Here is a 20,126-nt window from a genome sequence, read left to right on the forward strand (position 1 = left end):
CTTACCTTATGATAACAAAGCAAGATTTCCGGTTGTGCTAGAGCACTGTTGTCTCCCTTTCAAAGGTAACCTATCATGCACAAAAATTTAACGGAAACATGGCTAATTACGGGACTACTACTTGTTCGCATCCAAAAGGATTGGGCATTCGAAGTCGTCTTAAGAAATGAAGTAATAGACACCCTAGACGGTAATTATCGGATTGTGACCATATCGAAGTGATGAATACAGGAGTCCTTATAAGTACTACTCGGTTCCCACTGACCATCTTTCAACACGACGTTGTTAATACCAAACGCGGCAAGTCCATCAACAGTGTAGCTCCATCCTGCACAATTCATTTTATGTGCTTTAAGCACCTCTAGATGTTTCTCTGCTGCTTGTCCATAAGTTGTTACAAGTTGATTTACCTTTATTTTTTTGAAAAAGGCGTTTTCTTGTTGAATAAGTCCAGTCAGTAGTTCTATAAACCGCTGCCTATCCTCTGTCTTTTCAGGAACTATCTCATCACTGAAACTTTGCGTAGCCCCTCCATGCCATCCTAACTGGCTGCCCTTTGCAAGGTATTTTGTTTTTCCGGCAGGGAAAATATAGTTCGCACAGGATGAGAGGCAATAGTCTTGGACCTGAACGTTCAATTTTTTTTCGAAAACCAATTCACCCATCGCCATGCCTGGAACGATATCGCCGCCACTACTATTAATAACAAGAGTAACTATGTTATCGCTCAGCAACGCTTTAAATTCCTCATACCCAGATTGACTGATCTCGCCAGAGTAGTAAATTTTATCACCGGAAGAGTATACCTTTAGGTTATCCTCACCCTCAGAAGCTTCCTTTTTATCATTGCACCCAGTCAGTAATACCACCAACATCGCAATGACAACTGAAAGTAAATTAATCTCCTTCAAAGTATTACTCCCTTTAATATGCTTTGGATTTCCATATTCTCCCATCACTCATGTTCACTCAATGATTACCTGTTATTTGTTTTGTTTTTGTTTAGAAAGTGGCATCAAGAAAGAATCGTGGCACGTATGTAATCATACAATAAATAAATTAATTCATATTTTGCACTCTTCGAGCATGCTCACTTTGCCAATTCAAGGACAGCACTATACGTAACACACGATTTACTGAACACCCGTTCATTACCCCATTGCAGTCTGTTGAAACCGGACACTATGAGTAAGAGATATGTCATGAGGCGGGCGTCTCTGAATGCCTCATACTTTAGCTGCAAAGTGAAATACGGCGGTAATGAAACACCTGATGTCAGCAGGATAAAAGACCTTGAGGATGAGAACCAGTAGTGTCGCATTAGCGTAACCAGCAGGTATGCTAAACTCAATCCCCGCTAATGCGACAAAGTCAAAGGTATTCTCTATTCAACGCGAACTCAATTCGCATTCTGCTCGAAACACTGCTCCCCTAGCCGAGTATATTGGTTGAAAGCGATAATAAACTTGCGATGCAACCCGAGCAGATCAGTGCCAGCATACTTTTCCCCAGGTAATAGATTAAATACTTTGGCGGTATCATCTTTATCGTCACAGCTCTTGTGGATCATAACGCGGAAGTAGGTATTACCGGTGTTTTTTAACACGCCGGCCTGCCTATCATAATGATAAGTGAAACGCATTTGGCGCGGCCGAATAACCAGAATAGTATCGAGTGCAACGATGGGTGAAATCAGCGGGGTTTTACTCTGATTTGATAACGCCATCGCATCGGCTGGGATCTCTTTTATCACGATGCGGTAATAACGTTCGCGATCATCCGCCGGGCCACGGTAGATGATTTTAAAATATTCCCAACCGCCTGGTTCAATAATTTTCTTTAGTGGCGTATACATTATTTCGCCGTTTTCCAATGGCAAAGGACGTTCATCAATACCCGGTTTATTGATCCGATAGGCGCTGATGACATATAGATTGGTATTTTTGGTGTTGTTGACAAACTGGCGCGAGAAAAATGTGCTGTCGCTCTCTAGCGTAAATACGCTAGAGGAGAGATAAATCGCCCGTGCCGGGGACACCAATAACACTAAGCACAATGCTAATTTCATCATATGCATTACTTGATCTCTGCACCTGTCCAAGTCGCCGTAACCCGTACCTCACCAGAGGCACTCACCACACCCATCCAATCCCGCCCGTCCAGAGTCCACATAGAATCCGCCTCATTCATCGGGAATGTGAGTGATAAATCGGTTCGATAAAAACTGCCGTCGTATTGATAAGGGTCCGGCCAGGGGATTTCCATCCAACGCGCCGCATTAAGGCTGATCGGCACATTGTCACAGCTGTTGCGCGAACTGATGGTTTGCCCGCTGTCGTTGGTATAAGTCAGGTAGGCCGAGAACGGCACACGGAACTTACCATCGCTAGAAGAAAATACACAGTATGGTAGGCCTCCTTTCTGTTCCATAGGGCCGGATACTTGCGCAGTGATCGCATTAGCCTGCTTAGGGCCAGAAGTTGTTACAATGTAATCGAAAACGATCGGCGGTTCTTTACCGCCTACTTTACCTTCACGCTTGGGGTTGAGAACCAGATCTTTGGAGATGATACTGATACCAAAATCGCGTGGGCGAAGAATGATGGAATTGGACGGTGAAAACTCATAATACCCCGACTGTGGAGCCGCAGTATTGGTAAACAGAAAGGTGAATAAATCCTGGCTGCGGGTCAAATCTACCCCGCGATCGATCAGGTTTTTCAGGAAGGTTTGCGAGAAGAAGACATAAATGCCATCGTTACCCGGTTTGATCAGAGTAGAAGCCACGGTCCTTGCGTTATAGTTCACCCAACCACTGGCACCGTCTGCGCTCAGGCGAATGGTGTTTGCGGCAGGCGTGAACCCCAGCAAGCCGGTATTGACTCTCAGACTCATGCGCATCTGCGGTAGCGCATTACCTTCAATATGATAAGACACCTGTTTGCAGATAACACCATTCAGTGAACCAATATAACCCACGCTGCAAAATTGTGAGCCCAACCCAAGAGATGGATTACCATTACTGTCGATAAAGATCTCTTGTAGCGCGTTGGTGGACTCCAGCCTCATATAACCCGCTTTAGTTAGGGTAAATTCATGGTTGGTCTGCCTGCCTCCTACAGACACGCAGGTTTGACCGGCGGCAGGATTATAATTTGTGCGGGTAGAGCAAGAACGGTACTTATAAGTTTCAACCGACCCTACCGTGAGATTCTTAAAATATTCATAGGCAGAATCAGAGAATATTCCACGGGCATAGAGTGCTTCCCCACCACTGGTATTCACTTCAACGTGATACACCCCCGCTTCACCGATATAACCCTGTAAATAACCATTCGATGGACAAGCACTTGTATTACGCATACAACGGTTACCGATAAAAGGCCGATTGATCGGGGAATCCTCCAGCCAGATATCGGCAAAGGAGTTGAGCTGTAGAGTACCTGTATACCCCATATAGCCCAGACTGAGCTGATCGCCAGAGGTATATTTGGTAAACACGTTAGCACCGCTAAAACGTGGGTCGGTACGTTGCGGCGTAATGAAGTACTCCCTATCCACCTGATTCTCAATAAAGAAATACTCGTTGCTCACGTTGGCCGCTAGCGTAGCGAATGAGCTCAGCAGTAATGCCCCTGCCAGCCCGTAAAAATTACATTGTTTCATCAAATCCGTCCTTACCCTTGTGCCAGAATAGTCTGCATTGCGCAAACCACATCGCCGACCCACTTCACGCCTCTGGCCTGGTTCAGATCCAGATCCACTTCGCAGATACCATAATCCTCAGTGGTCAGTGAAACGCTTGGGAAACGTTTATCCACGTCCATCGAGAATGCACCTGTCGCATCAGTGGTCGTTTTGCCGATGTGGTTACGCACTGCCGCATTGGCAAGCGCCCGGCCACTCTCGGTTGTCATACGGCCAAATACCGTCACCAGTTGTTTAACTTCAGGTTTGTAGACGGCAACGTTACCCGGATACAGCGTGACATTGCTGATGCGTCCTTTCACGATGTCAAAGCTGTCCATCGTGTTCTTGTGGTTCATCAGTTCAACTTTGTAACTGGCATAAGGAGGTAATGGGATGAAGCTATCCGACCCAGTCAGGCGATAGCTGCGACCATTGACCTGGGCAGAAAGTACCGCATTATCCATGATGTCGGTTTTCACAATGACGCCCGATCTCTCCTGGATGCCGCTGGCGGCCAAATGTTTATCACTGTAGGCCACCGAACCACGCGCAGTCAGGTTGCCATTGAGACGATTGCTGTCCGGACGGGAGAGCGAAAGCGTACCCGCGCTATACTTGGTATCGAACGCAGCGTAGCCGGAAGCAGAATAATCACTTTCACCGTTATGCTTGTCCTTGACCAATTTCGCCAGATTGAAGCCTGCAGAAGTGAGCGGTGAATTATCAAAACTTTTGTTTGCCGCCAGATTGGCCCGCACGTTGCCGTTGCTCGAGGAGACCCCTGTACTCAACCAGGCCGCCAACGGCAATGAGAAGTCCAGAGAGACGTAACGCTGACTGGAACTGGACTGATTGTCATAGCGATAACGCTGTATCCCGGCACGCAGATTCACACTGCCGAGGCGCCCTGAAAACAGCGCAGTGGAGTATTCAAGGTTGTTCGAGATGCTGCGATCGCGTTTATCTACCATGCGGCTCAGCGTGATCTGTCCGCCACGTTCAAAGAATCGACTCAGGCTGAAAGTACTGCCATAGGAATAAGCATCCGACTCATATACTGGCAGACTGTCACCGATATGACTCTTTTCGCGATTGGCCCACAAAGAACCGTATCCGTCTGGTAACGAAGTGCTGATGCTGAAAATATTACGGTAACGTCCACCCTGTGAAATGAGGCCCTGCCAGCCCAGAGTGGCGAATTGGTTCACGCTCAGATTGGCTGATGTTTCGTTCACTACATTATTATCAAAGATATAGCTGGAGGTTTGTACCACTAAACCGAAAATTGCAGGTACTGAGGTAGCCTTGAATATTTCTGGAATCGATATCGCCGCGGCACCCCCTGCCAGATAGGTTTGGGTTGTGGTGTTGGTACGGCGACTGCGGTTATCGTAATGCACATAACCGCCATACAGCTGCCAACTTTTTTGATTCACCTCAATATTATTACCGGAGAAAGACTTGTTGATTGTCTGACGCATCCGCGAATGCACTTTACCATCTATTACAACCTCGACATCAACATCATAGATACCAAATGGTAAACGGCTGGTATCCACTTCAAAGCTCCCCATCGGGAAGTTTTGAATGTTCAGCAGACGCCCCTGGCGATACACGTGCACTTCGCCCGCATCAGGTAAAAAGACAGTAATTGGCGTCAAGGAATATTGATTATGTCTGATCTTGGTAGATGATTTATTACCATAAGTTACGCCGTAGACTTTACTGGTGTTGAGTGCCGACAGGCTACCGAGCGACTGCAGATTCCAGGTATCGACCAGCCCTAACGCCAGACGGTAGCCGTCCATATCCCGCTCATACATTGCACGGTAAAGCTGGGTTTGTTGGGAATCTCCAATACCATAAAAGGCACCATTCACATTAAAATGATGCTCTGCAATACCAAAGGTATTATCCAGATTCAAATAGCTGTTAGAGGCGTTATTCCCCTGTTTTACTTGCGTGCGGTAAACGCCCAGATCGTAATTCAATACTGAACTGAAATTCTGTACCGAAGACTCACCCAATACACTCTGGCGAGAGAGAATGGTCGGAGACAAACTTTTTTCACTCACATCCAATGTCAGAACAAACGAACGCAGGTCCAGATTCAGTTCCGCATCAGGCGAAAGTGTAATACGGGTATTCTGACTAAAAAAGCTATCCTTCACACTACTGATTAGCGTTCGCGTATTTTCGGTAAGCGTTGCCCCATTGGGATTATCGACCAACGTAATATCTTTTATCATAAGGCTGCCTTTTTCTAACACGACCTGCGCATCAGCCACCTTTTGTTTCTCTTGTTGATCGCCGCCTTTGTAACGCAGAAATACAGGAATACTCATACCTTCAGCTAGAGCCTGACCGAAAATGCCGGGGATGAGATAATTCCCTAAACGAGCATCCTGTAAGTTTCTTGCATCGGCTTGCATAGCTACAATGCCCGCCGTAATACATAATGCAACAGTCTTTGTTCTGATAGTGAAATTATTACCCATCTATTTCCCCAAACAACATCTTTATCATTGCACGAACGCAAATAATGGGCGTATAAACTGCATGCTATGCATATATTCAGGTTGCAGGAGCATGGCAAACTCGTGGAATTCCAGCAGCCAGCAGCATAGATAACTCTGCCACTCGGGTAAGCAATGTAGCCAACCATATGCAACTTGAAATATGAAGAGTGTAAAGAGCTTATTTTATATTGATATAGTCTTCGTTGTGCCAAATACCAACGCTGTGCTTTTTGTTATTAACATCAACAAATTTTAAATATACCCCAAGCCCCGGCATGACATAGTAACGCTCACGGCAATTTTTTTTCTTATCTTCACTGGTTTGTATGTTCTTGCACGGGCCAAATGCCACCACGCGGAAAACGCTATTACCGGTGTTATAAACTACGCCATCACGATATTGATAATTAAATTTATCTTGCCTAGGCGTCACCACTAAAATGGTGCTTATTGTGGCTGATGTGGTTGCTGAGGCCGTTTTCTGCGTTTTTGACTGCCCTTCTTCCAATACAGGATGATCACTCCAAACTAAGCGATAATAGCGCTCCTTATCATCTTTTTTCCCCTCATAAAAGACCCGGAAAACATCTTTCCTATTGCCGGAAAGAATCATGTTTGAAGGTGTGACCATTATTTCCTGTTTACTCTCCATAGGGATCACTTTTCCCCCTTCAATCGGAGAAGAAATACGCTCGACCCTCAGGCTAACCAACCGGGCTTCATTCACAGTATTGATGACTTCCTTGGCGATAAAATTCTGGCCTGGTGTAATGATCGAAGTAATAGCACCCACATTAATGGCATTGGCATAAGAACACGTAAATAGCACAGAGCTAATCAGAACGGAAAACCATCTTTTCATAATACCTTCCACAGGTTCGGGGCTATTTACCCCGATCCTGACTATTTCATTGCAATAAAATCAATTACATGACTGATGTGAAGTCACCATCCCATGTGGCAGTGAATTCAACGTTCACATTACCATCCCAGTAACCATCGGTTAGCTCCTTAAACGTCGTCTCAGCACCGGCTACGGTCGCTTTCACGATGTTGAAAGCAAACTCGCCCTGAGTACTGGTACGATCAGAACCTGCGTAAGCACTTTCCTGCGCGAATGCAGCCAAACCCGCGCTGATACCTTTTGAAGTATCGACCATCACGGTTTCGCTACTCTTGGAGAGTTCGGTGTCGTTCCACTTCACACCGACCGTGAGCTCAGAGTCATCACTGGTGCGGCTCATGGTGTTAGAGATTATTTTTGAGGTCAGTTTAAAATCACTGGCGCCAGACTGGCCAGCAATGGTGATATCAAACGCACCATTTTGGGTATTAAAACGCTCAAGACCTTCAGCATAATTAAAAGTCAGTGATTTCAGTGGTGTTACTACCAGCATACTGTGGGTGTCTTTAATGGCTTTGGCATCCCAAGAAGCGGTGGCATTCGCCGTACGCGTGTCTGCATTAGATAGATTAATTGTTCCCATCACTGAGGCTGCAATCAAAACCAGAGCTAACTTCTTCATAAACTATCTTCCTTTACTTATTTCAATCAATTTCCAGTCAGTATCTACTGGTGTGGTACAAAAAATGCGACGCAAGGACGCATTCGAAAATAAATTTTCGAATAGGTTCTAAATTTCTTATAAAACAATACTATTGATCGAACGATAGATTTTTATATTTTATAATTATGGGTTATTTAAATTATCGACACTCCATTTCCAGTAAAAAACCTCATTAATTAGAGCTAAATAGGTGTTCTTAATATCGCTACACATAGGCTTCCAGCCGGTGGGAATGATGAGGAACGCCGACACGCCGTGAACCCCTCCCAGGGGGATCGTATCGCGCATCCATGCGCTCAACGGTCGGCGAACTTGCATCACCCCCACCTGTAGCACCATTACGCATAGCTATTTAGGAGATGCTCGTATAAAAATATCATTAATCTTTGCTAAACCCATTTTCTCCAAAATATTATGACGCAATGCATACACCGTCTTAGGGTTTAACTGTAACCTGTCAGCGAGAACCTGTACTGTAAAACCACGGGTTAACATACGGAGTAAACATATCTCACGTGAGGAGAATCTTATTTTTGATGGTGGCATGACCTTTTCCCCTGAAATCACATGGTTGATTTTTTTAAAAGACTCTTCTGGTGTTCCTGTCCCTAGAATCACCGAATCAACTTTACTTAAAGTGTCTTTGTAGTAATTCGCTAATGGCAGGAGATGTCTATCAGTAATCAAAACAATACGATTAAAAATACAAAACATCAACCAGTCCTGGTCAAGCAAGAGAAGTAAATTACACATTTGAAAATCAATAAAAATAAATTTCGATTGTTTAGTGCGTGTGTTGATAGATTTAAAACACTCTAAAATACCCTTATAAAAATATCTATTATTACCTGGCCAGACTGCAAAATTTCTGAGTGGAACATAGTGAGCCAAGGTACAGTCATTACTTTTCATATGTAACATAAAGACTCACTCCTTACCTAAAACATTAATCACTAATCACTAATCACTAATCACTAATCACTAATCACTAATCACTAATCACTAATCACTATTACGCTTAATATGAAAACTCTTGCTCAATATTATGCTAAGAAGCTTCCTAAGCTGTAAAATTATATTAACGGTGAAATACAATTCCACAAATAGATAATAACTTTCAATTAATAACAAACTAATAGCCACAGTCTATTGATTTGTTATTATTTATCGAACGCACATACCATTTAAATAGCTCAGATAACATACAATCACAATCAATATACACATCACTAATTTATTGAGAATTTTCTTTGTCAATCTTTTTTAAATAAAAGTAAATCGCGCTAAGACACTTGTGTGACCGTTAATGAAAAGAAAAAATCAAACGATAATAGAAAGAAAAATCTTAATATTAATGTATTTCTGCACGTTAAATTTTTTTGCTTTTATAGTTCATTTATTAACCGAAAAATTTCTCTAAAATGCAGGCGTTTATTTAACATTTTATTAACATTTTTTTGGGGTGGGATGATTTAAGTGTTTTTTTTGTGATGAATATCACTTTATTTTCGGAAAAAACTTAGTTTTAGGTCGCATGGATAATTCGTGCAAGGCTTTTAACGTCCAAATTTTAGCCAAAAAATACCTATTAGGTAGGGGTGTTGGCTCTGGTATTAGGCTGTGTCCCTCAATTGCCCGTGGTGCCGTCGCAGACCCAAAATCCCGTTATCAAGGCGGAGAGTGAAGGACAGAGTGGGCCTCTGTTCAAGCTCAACAACGCAGAAAACGGGATTTTAGGGCACGACCCGCTGGGCTGGGGCCATTTGCACGCATTACTGCGTTATTCACCGCTTATTGAGTCCACCAAACCTCACGGCTCAAGCCTTGCTCTGCGCGCAAATAACCGCCAGCGGCGCTCGCGTGCAATTGAGGGACACAGCCTAGTGTACGCAAGTTAGCAAACCGTTTTCCTAGATAGCCAACGGATAACTCAGGCTCCCGATGGCGAGGTTTTATCCCCAGCGGAACAATCTTATCCCTTGTCTACCTAAAAAAGCGTCAGCGCAATTTTTGCTAATTTACCTACGCTAATGCGACAAAACCTTTCTCATCGGTTCCAGTTACCAGACTGTGCTTGACCACACCGGCTCATATTATCTGTGAGCAGCCACTTACAGGTTTCGCATGACAGTGACGCATTATTTTCTTCTGAACTGGTGCATGACCAGAAGGTAAGTGTCCAATATGCCAGCATTATTCAGCATCTGGAACGAATTGTTGAAGGCCACATTACGCAGGTGATCGTCGGTAATACTGCACCAGGCGCCGAGATTATCCCCCCGAACTGATAGGGTCATGCCATTATTGGCATGCGTATTCAGCAGGGATAATTTCACCGCCCTCAAATATGTGTGACTGATGACCATCAAGAAGCATAAAGGGTGCAGCGGTGTTTAGAGAGCTCTCTTTATCCTTATCGGGAAAAAACCAGGCGATTTATCGCTTAGAAGAACACAAAAATCGCCTTAGAATAGCGTTATTTATAAACAATTTCCCCCTTGGGTTCATAACTCCCCGCGTCAAGTGGTGAATGCTTTTCGATATACTGTTTCAACACTTCTGCATCGATAAACCCGGTGTTTACGTAGCTCGGTAGCGTATTGAGCTTGGGATATCCATCGCCACCCAGTGCGTTAAAACTCAGCGTAGCCAAGCGATAAGTTTTATCTGCCTGCAGCGGTTCACCCTTGATTTTGATATCGCTTACGCCTTTACCGTCTGCGACCAGGCTGACATTGGCAAACTGAGCATAGGCACCTGAATCGACCTTCATATTTGCGACTTCCGCCAGATACTGCTCAACGTCACGGCCTTTCATGTCAACGTACGCCAATGTGTTACCAAATGGCTGTACCTTCAGGACGCTTTTATAGGTGATATCACCAGCTTCTATTGAATCACGTACGCCGCCACCGCTCATCACCGCGAAGTCTGCGTTGGTTCTTTCCATTTGTGCGGCTAAGATCACCCTGGCAAGGTTGGTCTGTACAAAGCGGACTTTATTGCGATCGCCTTCCAGTTTGCCGTTGACAGTGCCAACCTTCACATCCAGTTGTGCCTTGCCTTTCTCCTCAAACGGCGTCAACAGCTTCATCATTGCGGGGTCTTCGGCAATTTCCTGGGTATAAAACACGCGCTCGCTGCTGCCATCTGCTTTCTCTATGTTCTTCTTCAGGTTGACCGGTATCAGTTGGTAGTGAGTCATCTTGAGTTCACCGTTGCGGAACTGAAAATCTGCACGACCAACGTATTTTCCCCATTCATGGGCCTGGACAATCCAAGTTCCATTCTGACGATCGGGCGCACATGGCGTCCCTGGAACATAATCTACCTGCTTATGGTTTTCGCTCGCCATACAAACCGGATCCTGCGAATGCCCACCGACAATCATATTCAGATAGCCTGCAGGCAGGCTGCGCGCCATTTCCACATCGCCAGGCGCGTTAGACCCATGGTAACCATCATCATAGTGGCCCATGTGGGTCGCTGCGATAATCACATCAGGTTTTTCATCTTTACGCAGCTGCTCGACAACCTTCTTGGCTTCTTGTGCAGGAACGCGAAATTCGATATCGGTAAAATACTCAGGGTTACCTATTTTGGCGGTGTCATCGGTCGTCAGGCCAATGACGGCGATTTTAATCCCCTGTTTATCAAATAACGCATAAGGTTTGAACAGTCGCTGTTGGGTACTTTTCTGATAAATGTTGGCAGACAACAGAGGGAAAGAGGCCCATTTCTCTTGTTGGCGCAATACGCTCAACGGATTGTCAAATTCGTGGTTACCAATCGCCATTGCGTCGTAACCGATCAGTGTCATCCCACGAAAATCCGGTTCTGCATCCTGTAAGTCTGATTCAGGAACTCCAGTATTGATATCCCCCCCGGATAGCAACAGTACACTTCCCCCCTTGGCAGCCACTTCCTGGCGAATGCTATCCACCAGCGTTTTCTGCGCCCCAAGACCATACTCGCCATAGTCGTTCTGCCAAAAATGGCCATGGTGGTCATTAGTATGCAGGATGGTAATGTCGTAGGTTTTATCCTTTTCCCAGGCTCCGGCTATTCCTGAAAATAACGTCAAGGAAGCAGTCAGCACACCTGCGGTGGTTTTGAACGAAAAACGCATAGCAGATCTCCATTGCAAATGATGGGCATTCTTGATGAATACAAAATTGTAACGCTAATTAACAACGTCTGATTTCAAATTTTTGCGACGCCGATCAGATTATGCCGAGGGTTCCTTTCTAGGGAGCATTTTGCCTAAAATTGTCAACCGAAAGCCGTGGACAAGGTTGTCGGCTGAAAGATGAACAGGATAAGATATCTGCCCTATCCCCTCATATATACCAGGCTAACAATAACATGACCGATCGTAGTGAAGCTGCCATGCCGACGGTAAAAAGCAGTGCGGTTAAGGGCACTGCTTTTTCTATTCTGGGTGCCATCAGTGTTTCTCATCTGCTCAACGACATGATCCAATCACTGATCCTGGCGATTTACCCAATCCTGCGTGCTGATTTCAACCTAAGTTTTGTACAAATCGGTATGATTACACTGACCTATCAGCTTACCGCCTCGCTGCTTCAACCGCTGATTGGCTACTATACCGACAAGCACCCACAGCCTTATTCGCTTCCCATTGGTATGGGCTTTACCCTGTCAGGGCTATTGTTACTGGCGGTTGCCAATACTTTCCCATTAGTATTAGTGGCCGCCGCGCTGGTTGGCACAGGATCTTCCGTCTTCCATCCAGAGTCATCCCGTGTGGCACGTATGGCATCAGGGGGGCGACACGGCCTGGCACAATCGCTATTCCAGGTTGGGGGGAACTTTGGGAGTTCACTCGGTCCACTGTTAGCAGCGCTGATTATTGCGCCTTACGGTAAGGGTAATGTCGCCTGGTTCTCATTGGCAGCACTGTTGGCCATCGTCGTGCTGCTGCAAGTGAGTAAATGGTATCAACAACAACACCGAGCAGCGCAAGGCAAACCTAAGCCTGCCTTATTGGTCAATCCACTACCAAAACGTACCGTGATGTTCTCTCTGGGCATTCTGTTGACACTGATTTTCTCTAAATACTTCTATCTTGCCAGTATCAGTAGCTATTACACCTTTTATTTAATACATAAGTTCGGTATTTCGGTACAGAATGCTCAGTTCCACCTGTTTGCCTTCCTGTTCGCGGTAGCCGCAGGAACCATTATTGGTGGGCCTTTGGGTGATAAATTTGGACGTAAATACGTTATTTGGGGCTCTATCCTGGGTGCTGCACCATTTACGCTCATTTTACCCTATGCCACTCTCTATTGGACGGGGATATTAACGGTGATCATTGGGGTTATTCTAGCTTCAGCCTTTTCGGCCATTCTGGTATACGCTCAAGAGCTGATCCCTGGAAAGGTAGGGATGGTTTCCGGGTTATTCTTCGGTTTTGCTTTCGGTATGGGCGGTTTAGGTGCGGCGATTCTTGGCTATGTTGCCGATTTGACCAGCATTGATTTGGTTTATCAAATTTGTGCATTTCTGCCATTAATAGGTATTGTTACCGCATTACTACCGAATATAGAACATAAGTAGCTTAGCATCCTTCCTTCACCCGGTATAGCAATGTAGTTATACCGGGCATCCTCTTCATAAAGTCAAAAAAATATCACTGATTAAGCTCTCATTCTCAGACTTGACTGAAAAATAGTGTAATAACCTTCTTTTTTACAAAAAAAATAAAATTAGCCAAGCGATGCAAGCGTAAATGCAATAAACTAGTTGCATCTTTTCGTAAAATTGACATGCCGCGCAGCTGGAAGGAGTCTGGATGCATAATTCAACCCCCTTGATCACCACTATTGTCGGAGGGTTAGTACTGGCCTTCCTCTTTGGTATGCTGGCGAATCGCCTGCGGATCTCCCCATTAGTGGGATATCTTGCAGCAGGTGTCATCGCCGGCCCGTTTACCCCCGGTTTTGTTGCCGACATTTCTTTGGCTCCAGAATTGGCGGAAATAGGCGTGATCCTTCTGATGTTTGGTGTGGGTCTGCACTTTTCCCTCAAAGATCTTCTTGCAGTAAAATCAATCGCTATCCCAGGTGCCATCGCGCAAATTGCCGTCGCCACCTTGTTAGGAACTGGGTTGTCCAAATTGATGGGTTGGGACCTGATATCTGGCCTGGTTTTTGGCCTCTGTCTGTCTACTGCCAGTACCGTGGTACTGCTGCGTGCACTGGAAGAGCGACAACTGGTTGACAGCCAACGAGGAAAAATAGCCATCGGCTGGCTGATTGTGGAAGATTTGGTGATGGTCTTGGCGTTGGTTCTGTTACCTGCTTTCAGCAATATGCTTAACAGTGATAATTCAAGCACCACGCATCTGATCACTGAGCTGGCCATCACTATCGGCAAGGTTATCGCCTTTATCGCGCTGATGGTTATCGTCGGCCGCCGTCTGGTGCCCTGGATCTTGGCAAAAACGGCCAGTACAGGCTCACGAGAACTGTTTACACTGGCAGTTCTGGCATTGGCGCTCGGCATTGCTTACGGCGCTGTAGGCCTGTTTGATGTCTCATTTGCTCTCGGGGCTTTCTTTGCCGGCATGGTATTGAATGAGTCAGAATTAAGCCACCGGGCCGCACACGATACGTTACCGCTACGCGACGCTTTTGCCGTGCTGTTCTTTGTCTCTGTCGGGATGCTGTTCGACCCGATGATACTGATCAACGAGCCCATGGCTGTCTTGGCAACGCTGGCAATCATCGTGTTTGGTAAGTCAGTAGCGGCATTCCTACTGGTAAAAATGTTTGGTCACTCAAAGCGTACCGCGCTAACAATCTCCGTCAGTCTGGCTCAGATCGGTGAATTTGCCTTTATTCTCGCCGGGTTAGGGATCACGCTGGGCATATTGGATCAGCATAGCCGCAACCTAGTACTCGGTGGTGCGTTTTTATCTATCACACTAAACCCATTGCTTTTTGCCCTGCTAGAACGTTATCTGGCAAAAACAGAAACCCTCGAGGAACAAATCCAGGAAGAAGCAATAGAGGAAGAAAAACAGATCCCGGTTGATATGTGTAACCACGCATTAGTCGTTGGCTATGACCGCGTGGGTAGCCTGTTGGAAGCTAGATTGACCGAGGCAGGGATCCCATTAGTGGTGATTGAAAGCTCCCGTCCCCGCGTTGAAGCACTGCGTGAGCAGGGTATTAAAGCGGTGCTCGGCAACGCTGCCAACTCGGAAGTCATGGATCTAGCACGCATTGACTGCGCACGCTGGCTGTTGCTGACCATCCCGAACGGCTATGAAGCCGGGGAGATCGTGGCTTCGGCACGAGCAAAAAGGCCCGATCTTGAGATTATTGCCCGTGCGCATTGCGATGACGAGGTTCCCTATATTTCAGAGCGCGGTGCCGATCAGGTCGTGATGGGCGAGCGTGAGATTGCCAACAGCATGCTCAATCCCCTCAAACTGGATACGCTATCGGAAGAGGAGAAACAGGGGGGTTGCCCAATCTAAATCCAATAAATAAACAAGGGGCGTAATGCAAAGTGCCCCCTGTTTATTTTCATGCCTTTGTTGTTAACGTTCCCAGTATGATTCTTCCAGACTATCCTCACGTTCTGGCAACCCACGGGTCAAACGAGGGGAATGCTGGTTTAGTACCTGATAACTCACACGATTGGCATATTTACACACCTGAGCCAAAGAGGAATAGGTCAGATAACTACGCACGTGTTTACTGGAGTTTGGCACGTTGTTACGGTGGTAGCCATTGGCCGCAATATCATGCAAAAGTGCAGATAATGCACCGTCACCAGCACCATTGGTGTTCATGATTTTTTCCGGCCCTCCCATATAGGGAGCGATATGGGAATAAATTCTCAATGGCTGTTCGCAATTCTCACGGCGCATTGCACGGCTGAATTCAAAACGGTTAAATTCGGCAATATGGCCCGGTAAAAGAGGGTGCTGCGTCATGCGTTTATTAGCTTCTTCGGTGTAACCAGCCATATAAAGGCCACTTGGCCCGGCGGTACAAAGCACCAAGTCCACCCAATCCAACGCCATGTCTGACGCCATCAGCGGATCGCTCAGTCCGGTCAGTTCCAGCGCCTCGTCTTCATTCATTGCCAGAATAGAAACGTGTTCTTTGAGAAAATCTCGCCACCATTGCGGATTATCAGCAATAACGTATTTTGTGCCTAGCGTCAGAACTACCGGCACATTATGCTTTTTAGCAAACGTAATGGCCTGCATGGTAGCCTCAGGCATCGGCTCCCCCGTTTTGCAACGTACCAGATAAGAGGTCAGTACCAACGCTGAAGCCCCGGCAATAACCTCTTCAGGAACGCTTTCAGGACGCAATTGGTTCATCTGTCCTGGGCTGATGGCAAAAGTACGCTCACCACTCTCACCGACCAGCGTAAAGCAACGACCAATTGCACCATCAACGGCTTGCAAATAGTTAAGATCGGTACGGCTGGAGGTATTACACAGGTAACGGTAGGCATAGCTACCAATTTTAACGTTACTGCACATCACACCCAACAGAATCGAACGATCATCAGCCAGCACCGAGTAATTATGCAAGGTATTGCCAATGGTGCCACCCGCAAATTGATGGGTGATCAGGTTATTTACACTTAGCTCTTGATATAAGGCTTCGGCAACATCATCCTCAATCACCAGCGAATGACCAAGGCTGAGACCATAACGTTCGACAAACGCATCATCTACTTTAGCTTCGATATCCACCAATGTCTGGTCGATGCCGACCACGTAGGAAGTGCTGATTTCATTCTCAAGCTGCGTTTGCTGCAATAACGGATCGCGGGCATTAACCGGAAAGTAGTGTTTGGATTTACGTTGACCAGGAAATTTCATGTGAGTGGTGGTATTGGCTATAAACAGGCAGAGAATACTAGCACATCTCTGCCCGATTTAGGCCTACAGACGCTGAGCCACCAGTTGTTGCATCATATCAATGTGGGCAACATCATCATTAAGTGCCGGGATATACTCAAATTTCTCGCCACCAGCTTCAAGGAAAATCTCGCGGTTCTGTTCTTTGATTTCCTCCAAGGTTTCCAGACAATCTGCAGAGAAACCAGGGCAAATCAATTGGATATGTTTCACCCCCTGTGCAGGCAAACTTTTCAGCGTTTCATCCGTATAAGGCGTCAGCCAGGGTTCCCGGCCAAAACGGGATTGATACGTCATCATGACCCGATCAGGTGCCAATGGCAACGTGGCCGCCAAGGCCCGATAGGTATCTTCACAACGCTGCGGATAGTCGTCACCCAAACGAGCATAGCGTTTAGGAATACCGTGGAATGACATCACCAAACGATCGGGTTGACCATGTTGGACAAAGGCTTGCTCTACACTTTGCTGCAGTGCAAAGATGTAGGCAGGATGCTCAGCATAATCACGAATAAAGCTAATCGAAGGCAAGCGACGATACCCTTTGAGTACCCGCGCAATACCATCCCAAACGGCAGCACTGGTCGAACAGGAATATTGCGGATAGAGCGGCAATACCACCAGGTTGGTAACCCCCTGCGACAGCAGGTTGTCAATGGCCTGGGGCAGGCTCGGTGAACCGTAGCTCATCCCAAGTTCTACCGGAGTATTGGGCATCCGTGCCGCCAGCTCGCGCTGCTGACGGCGACTGTATACCAGCAATGGCGATCCTTCATCCATCCAAACGGACTGGTAAAGCTTAGCCACACGGGGTGAGCGGATTGGCAAAATGATACCGTTGAGAATTGGCCACCAGATCAACGGCGAAGTATCCACAACGCGGTTATCACTGAGAAACTCTTTCAGATAGCGTTTTACCGCTTTCGAGGTCGGTGCGTCTGGCGTCCCCAAATTCACCAGCAAAACCCCGTGTTTTTCTTGTCTCATCTCAGTTCTCTTTTAGGAAAAACCTTGTTGTTTATCAAGGTATCAATAACCACCGGTAACGCCTATTGTAGCGGAAAAGTCGGTAACCTAAACCGATATCAGCAACAGGCTATCCCTGTTATTGCTGGGCCAGTTGCCATACCGCCGCCACATTGCGTGCGGTAACTTCTAGATTATGCGCGGCATCTGCCAACGCTTCAGGCAAGGTAACGATACTGTCGAGCACCGAAAAGGCCGCATCGATGCCATGCTGGTGAACAACTTGATAATCCTTGGCCAAGCTACCTGCAATCGCAATCACCGGGACTTGATGCAGTTTAGCCACCCGCGCCACACCGATCGGTGTTTTGCCGTGGATCGACTGGCTATCAAGCCGCCCTTCCCCAGTGATAACCAAATCAGCGTCACGTACTGCCTCTGCCAAATGCAACGTTTCGATCACGATTTCGATTCCAGGCCGCAACTTAGCATCAAGGAAGCCAAGCAACGCAGCCCCCATGCCACCAGCCGCTCCCGCCCCAGGAGTCAGCAATACCTCTCGACCCGTCACCTGTTCCAACAGGGTTCCATAATGGTACATCGCACGGTCCAGTTCTTGTACCATTTCTACAGTAGCCCCTTTCTGTAGACCAAAAATTGCCGAAGCCCCCTGCTCACCACACAACGGATTATCAACATCGCAGGCAACGGTAATCTGCACATGCTGCAACCGGGGATCTAACCGGCGGAGATCAATGTGCGCCAGTTGCGCCAACGCTGCACCGCCGGGCGGTAGTTCCTGATGGTCCTTATCCAGTAACCGGGCTCCCAGTGCCTGCATCATACCTGCCCCACCGTCATTGGTCGCACTACCGCCAATACCAAGAATGATCGATTTCACGCCACGCTGCAGCGCAGCCAAAATCAATTCACCAGTGCCGTAGCTGGTTGTGACGCGCGGATCACGTTCATCAGCTGGTACCAAATGCAGGCCCGATGCTGCCGCCATTTCTATTACCGCTGATTTCCCTTCGCCCAGCAAACCATAAAATGCGTTGGTGGTTTTCCCTAACGGCCCGCTCACGTTGACATTGATAATTTCACCGTCAGTAGCCGAAACCATAGCATCGACAGTTCCTTCACCGCCGTCAGCCATGGGTAACTTGACATACTGTGCTGTCGGATAGATTTGCCGAAACCCACACTCGATCGCTGTGGCAACATCCAGAGCACTCAGGCTCTCTTTAAATGAATCAGGAGCAATTACCACTTTTTTCAGTTTGTTCATTATCAGCACCTCAATATTCAGAGATAGCGTCTTATACCCAAGTTCATTCAAGCGCTAGCTCCGGTGGAACGAATAACCGCAGCCGACACAGCTGCGATTTGAATAACGATGGGTATACATTGATTAATGAACACCATACCTTGCTGACAACCAATAATCTTGATGTGAGAAACAAATAAAAAGAGTAAATCAGCTTAGTTTTGGTAGGGAAAGCTCCTGTGCACGCCAGTCTTCACCTAAGTCACACAGCAGTGAAGGTAACGGGTAGTCATCATAAAACTGTGTGCTCGGCTCACTGAGTGACCGCCTGCAAAATACCGCGAGGATCGACCTATAAGAGTAAAAAGAAGCAAAAAAACGCCAGGCATCAAGCCTGGCGTTTTTTACAGCAACAATAAACGTATCAGCCCAGAATGTTCGCCAGCTCAGCGCTCACTTCTGTCACTTTACGAGTTCCATTAATTTTATGGTATTGCGTGTTACCTGCGGCAGCTTCTTTGTTGTAATAAGACACCAGTGGTGCAGTCATCTGATGGTATTCCACCAGGCGTTTACGCACGGTTTCTTCCTGGTCATCTTTACGGGTAGTCAGTTCTTCACCCGTAACGTCGTCTTTGCCTTCCACTTTTGGCGGATTGAATTTGATGTGGTATACACGCCCTGAAGGTGCATGCACACGACGCCCAACGATACGATCAACAATCAGTTCATCTGGCACATCGAATTCCAGTACATAGTCCACCTTGATACCGGCTTCTTTCATCGCGTCAGCCTGCGGAATGGTACGCGGAAAGCCGTCCAGCAGGAAACCATTACGGCAATCTTCCTGCGTGATGCGCTCTTTTACCAGCGCAATAACCAGTTCATCAGTGACCAACTTACCAGCATCCATGATTTCTTTAGCCTGCTTGCCAAGCTCTGTACCGGCCTTCACGGCTGCGCGCAACATATCACCCGTGGAGATTTGCGGAATACCGTATTTCTCCATGATGAATTGAGCCTGAGTACCCTTACCAGCGCCCGGAGCGCCCAGCAGAATGATACGCATTGCGTAGATCCCCTTGCTATGTATTTCCCTCCATCCTTCAAGCTTTTTACTGGCCATACATCAAGTTGCAGCTGTTTTGGCCGCAGAACACTTAAAGTGACTAAAGTATTAGACCTGAAGTCTATTGGGTTTG

General features: G+C 46.7%; 15 protein-coding genes. 3 read left to right on the forward strand and 12 right to left on the reverse strand.

What is annotated here, in order from left to right:
* Nucleotides 1–194 precede the first annotated feature (194 nt).
* The 7 genes from OK023_RS12975 to OK023_RS13005 form a co-directional block, all read right to left on the reverse strand.
* On the reverse strand, nt 195–959 hold the full coding sequence (locus tag OK023_RS12975; RefSeq protein ID WP_317693134.1) for a hypothetical protein: 765 nt from the start codon (nt 957–959) through the stop codon (nt 195–197).
* A 440-nt stretch (nt 960–1,399) separates the two neighbouring features.
* Nucleotides 1,400–2,071: a hypothetical protein gene (locus tag OK023_RS12980; protein WP_317693135.1), complete on the reverse strand. Its 672-nt coding sequence runs from the start codon at nt 2,069–2,071 to the stop codon at nt 1,400–1,402.
* Nucleotides 2,072–2,076: 5 nt separating this feature from the next.
* On the reverse strand, nt 2,077–3,666 hold the full coding sequence (locus tag OK023_RS12985) for a fimbrial protein (RefSeq protein ID WP_317693136.1): 1,590 nt from the start codon (nt 3,664–3,666) through the stop codon (nt 2,077–2,079).
* Between the two features lie 11 nt (nt 3,667–3,677).
* A complete protein-coding gene (locus OK023_RS12990; protein WP_317693137.1) occupies nt 3,678–6,188 on the reverse strand; it encodes a CS1-pili formation C-terminal domain-containing protein in 2,511 nt (836 codons plus the stop codon).
* Between the two features lie 199 nt (nt 6,189–6,387).
* The gene (locus tag OK023_RS12995) at nt 6,388–7,071 is read right to left on the reverse strand and encodes a hypothetical protein (RefSeq protein ID WP_317693138.1); all 684 of its coding nucleotides are present in this window, start codon (nt 7,069–7,071) and stop codon (nt 6,388–6,390) included.
* 64 nt (nt 7,072–7,135) lie between these two features.
* Nucleotides 7,136–7,735 carry a common pilus major fimbrillin subunit EcpA gene (ecpA, locus tag OK023_RS13000; protein WP_317693139.1) on the reverse strand — a complete coding sequence of 200 codons (600 nt, stop codon included), beginning with the start codon at nt 7,733–7,735 and terminating at the stop codon, nt 7,136–7,138.
* 390 nt (nt 7,736–8,125) lie between these two features.
* The gene (locus tag OK023_RS13005) at nt 8,126–8,698 is read right to left on the reverse strand and encodes a LuxR C-terminal-related transcriptional regulator (RefSeq protein ID WP_317693140.1); all 573 of its coding nucleotides are present in this window, start codon (nt 8,696–8,698) and stop codon (nt 8,126–8,128) included.
* A 1,178-nt stretch (nt 8,699–9,876) separates the two neighbouring features.
* Between OK023_RS13005 and OK023_RS13010 the strand changes: the two genes are divergently transcribed.
* Nucleotides 9,877–10,065: a hypothetical protein gene (locus OK023_RS13010; protein ID WP_317693141.1), complete on the forward strand. Its 189-nt coding sequence runs from the start codon at nt 9,877–9,879 to the stop codon at nt 10,063–10,065.
* A gap of 188 nt (nt 10,066–10,253) precedes the next feature.
* On the opposite strand, the gene ushA is transcribed toward OK023_RS13010, so the two are convergent.
* Nucleotides 10,254–11,906, reverse strand: coding sequence for a bifunctional UDP-sugar hydrolase/5'-nucleotidase UshA (ushA, locus tag OK023_RS13015; protein ID WP_317693142.1), 1,653 nt, complete (start codon nt 11,904–11,906; stop codon nt 10,254–10,256).
* A gap of 236 nt (nt 11,907–12,142) precedes the next feature.
* Between ushA and OK023_RS13020 the strand changes: the two genes are divergently transcribed.
* Together OK023_RS13020 and ybaL are read left to right on the forward strand one after the other, a co-directional pair.
* Nucleotides 12,143–13,357 (forward strand): MFS transporter, encoded by a 1,215-nt coding sequence (locus OK023_RS13020; RefSeq protein ID WP_317693143.1) that lies wholly within the window; start codon nt 12,143–12,145, stop codon nt 13,355–13,357.
* Between the two features lie 235 nt (nt 13,358–13,592).
* On the forward strand, nt 13,593–15,284 hold the full coding sequence (gene ybaL, locus OK023_RS13025) for a YbaL family putative K(+) efflux transporter (protein ID WP_317693144.1): 1,692 nt from the start codon (nt 13,593–13,595) through the stop codon (nt 15,282–15,284).
* Between the two features lie 63 nt (nt 15,285–15,347).
* On the opposite strand, the gene OK023_RS13030 is transcribed toward ybaL, so the two are convergent.
* The 4 genes from OK023_RS13030 to adk form a co-directional block, all read right to left on the reverse strand.
* Nucleotides 15,348–16,652: an inosine/guanosine kinase gene (locus OK023_RS13030; RefSeq protein ID WP_317693145.1), complete on the reverse strand. Its 1,305-nt coding sequence runs from the start codon at nt 16,650–16,652 to the stop codon at nt 15,348–15,350.
* A gap of 63 nt (nt 16,653–16,715) precedes the next feature.
* Entirely contained in the window at nt 16,716–17,678 is a 963-nt protein-coding gene (gene hemH / locus OK023_RS13035; RefSeq protein ID WP_317693146.1) for a ferrochelatase, read from the reverse strand.
* Between the two features lie 118 nt (nt 17,679–17,796).
* A complete protein-coding gene (locus OK023_RS13040) occupies nt 17,797–18,945 on the reverse strand; it encodes a glycerate kinase (RefSeq protein ID WP_317693147.1) in 1,149 nt (382 codons plus the stop codon).
* A 403-nt stretch (nt 18,946–19,348) separates the two neighbouring features.
* Complete coding sequence (gene adk, locus OK023_RS13045) at nt 19,349–19,993, reverse strand: adenylate kinase (protein ID WP_317693148.1); 645 nt, start codon at nt 19,991–19,993, stop codon at nt 19,349–19,351.
* Between the last annotated feature and the right edge of the window lie 133 nt (nt 19,994–20,126).

The sequence above is a fragment of the Serratia sp. UGAL515B_01 genome (assembly GCF_033095805.1).
In the GTDB taxonomy this organism is placed as follows: domain Bacteria; phylum Pseudomonadota; class Gammaproteobacteria; order Enterobacterales; family Enterobacteriaceae; genus Chania.

What these genes read in the sequence shown, in the direction of transcription:
- ybaL (WP_317693144.1), top strand. Translation starts at nt 13,593, where the DNA reads ATGCATAATTCAACCCCCTTGATCACCACTATTGTCGGAGGGTTAGTA.
- OK023_RS12995 (WP_317693138.1), bottom strand. Translation starts at nt 7,071, where the DNA reads ATGAAAAGATGGTTTTCCGTTCTGATTAGCTCTGTGCTATTTACGTGT.
- hemH (WP_317693146.1), bottom strand. Translation starts at nt 17,678, where the DNA reads ATGAGACAAGAAAAACACGGGGTTTTGCTGGTGAATTTGGGGACGCCA.
- ushA (WP_317693142.1), bottom strand. Translation starts at nt 11,906, where the DNA reads ATGCGTTTTTCGTTCAAAACCACCGCAGGTGTGCTGACTGCTTCCTTG.
- OK023_RS12985 (WP_317693136.1), bottom strand. Translation starts at nt 3,666, where the DNA reads ATGAAACAATGTAATTTTTACGGGCTGGCAGGGGCATTACTGCTGAGC.
- OK023_RS13005 (WP_317693140.1), bottom strand. Translation starts at nt 8,698, where the DNA reads ATGTTACATATGAAAAGTAATGACTGTACCTTGGCTCACTATGTTCCA.
- OK023_RS13020 (WP_317693143.1), top strand. Translation starts at nt 12,143, where the DNA reads ATGACCGATCGTAGTGAAGCTGCCATGCCGACGGTAAAAAGCAGTGCG.
- OK023_RS12980 (WP_317693135.1), bottom strand. Translation starts at nt 2,071, where the DNA reads ATGATGAAATTAGCATTGTGCTTAGTGTTATTGGTGTCCCCGGCACGG.
- adk (WP_317693148.1), bottom strand. Translation starts at nt 19,993, where the DNA reads ATGCGTATCATTCTGCTGGGCGCTCCGGGCGCTGGTAAGGGTACTCAG.
- ecpA (WP_317693139.1), bottom strand. Translation starts at nt 7,735, where the DNA reads ATGAAGAAGTTAGCTCTGGTTTTGATTGCAGCCTCAGTGATGGGAACA.
- OK023_RS12990 (WP_317693137.1), bottom strand. Translation starts at nt 6,188, where the DNA reads ATGGGTAATAATTTCACTATCAGAACAAAGACTGTTGCATTATGTATT.
- OK023_RS13030 (WP_317693145.1), bottom strand. Translation starts at nt 16,652, where the DNA reads ATGAAATTTCCTGGTCAACGTAAATCCAAACACTACTTTCCGGTTAAT.
- OK023_RS13040 (WP_317693147.1), bottom strand. Translation starts at nt 18,945, where the DNA reads ATGAACAAACTGAAAAAAGTGGTAATTGCTCCTGATTCATTTAAAGAG.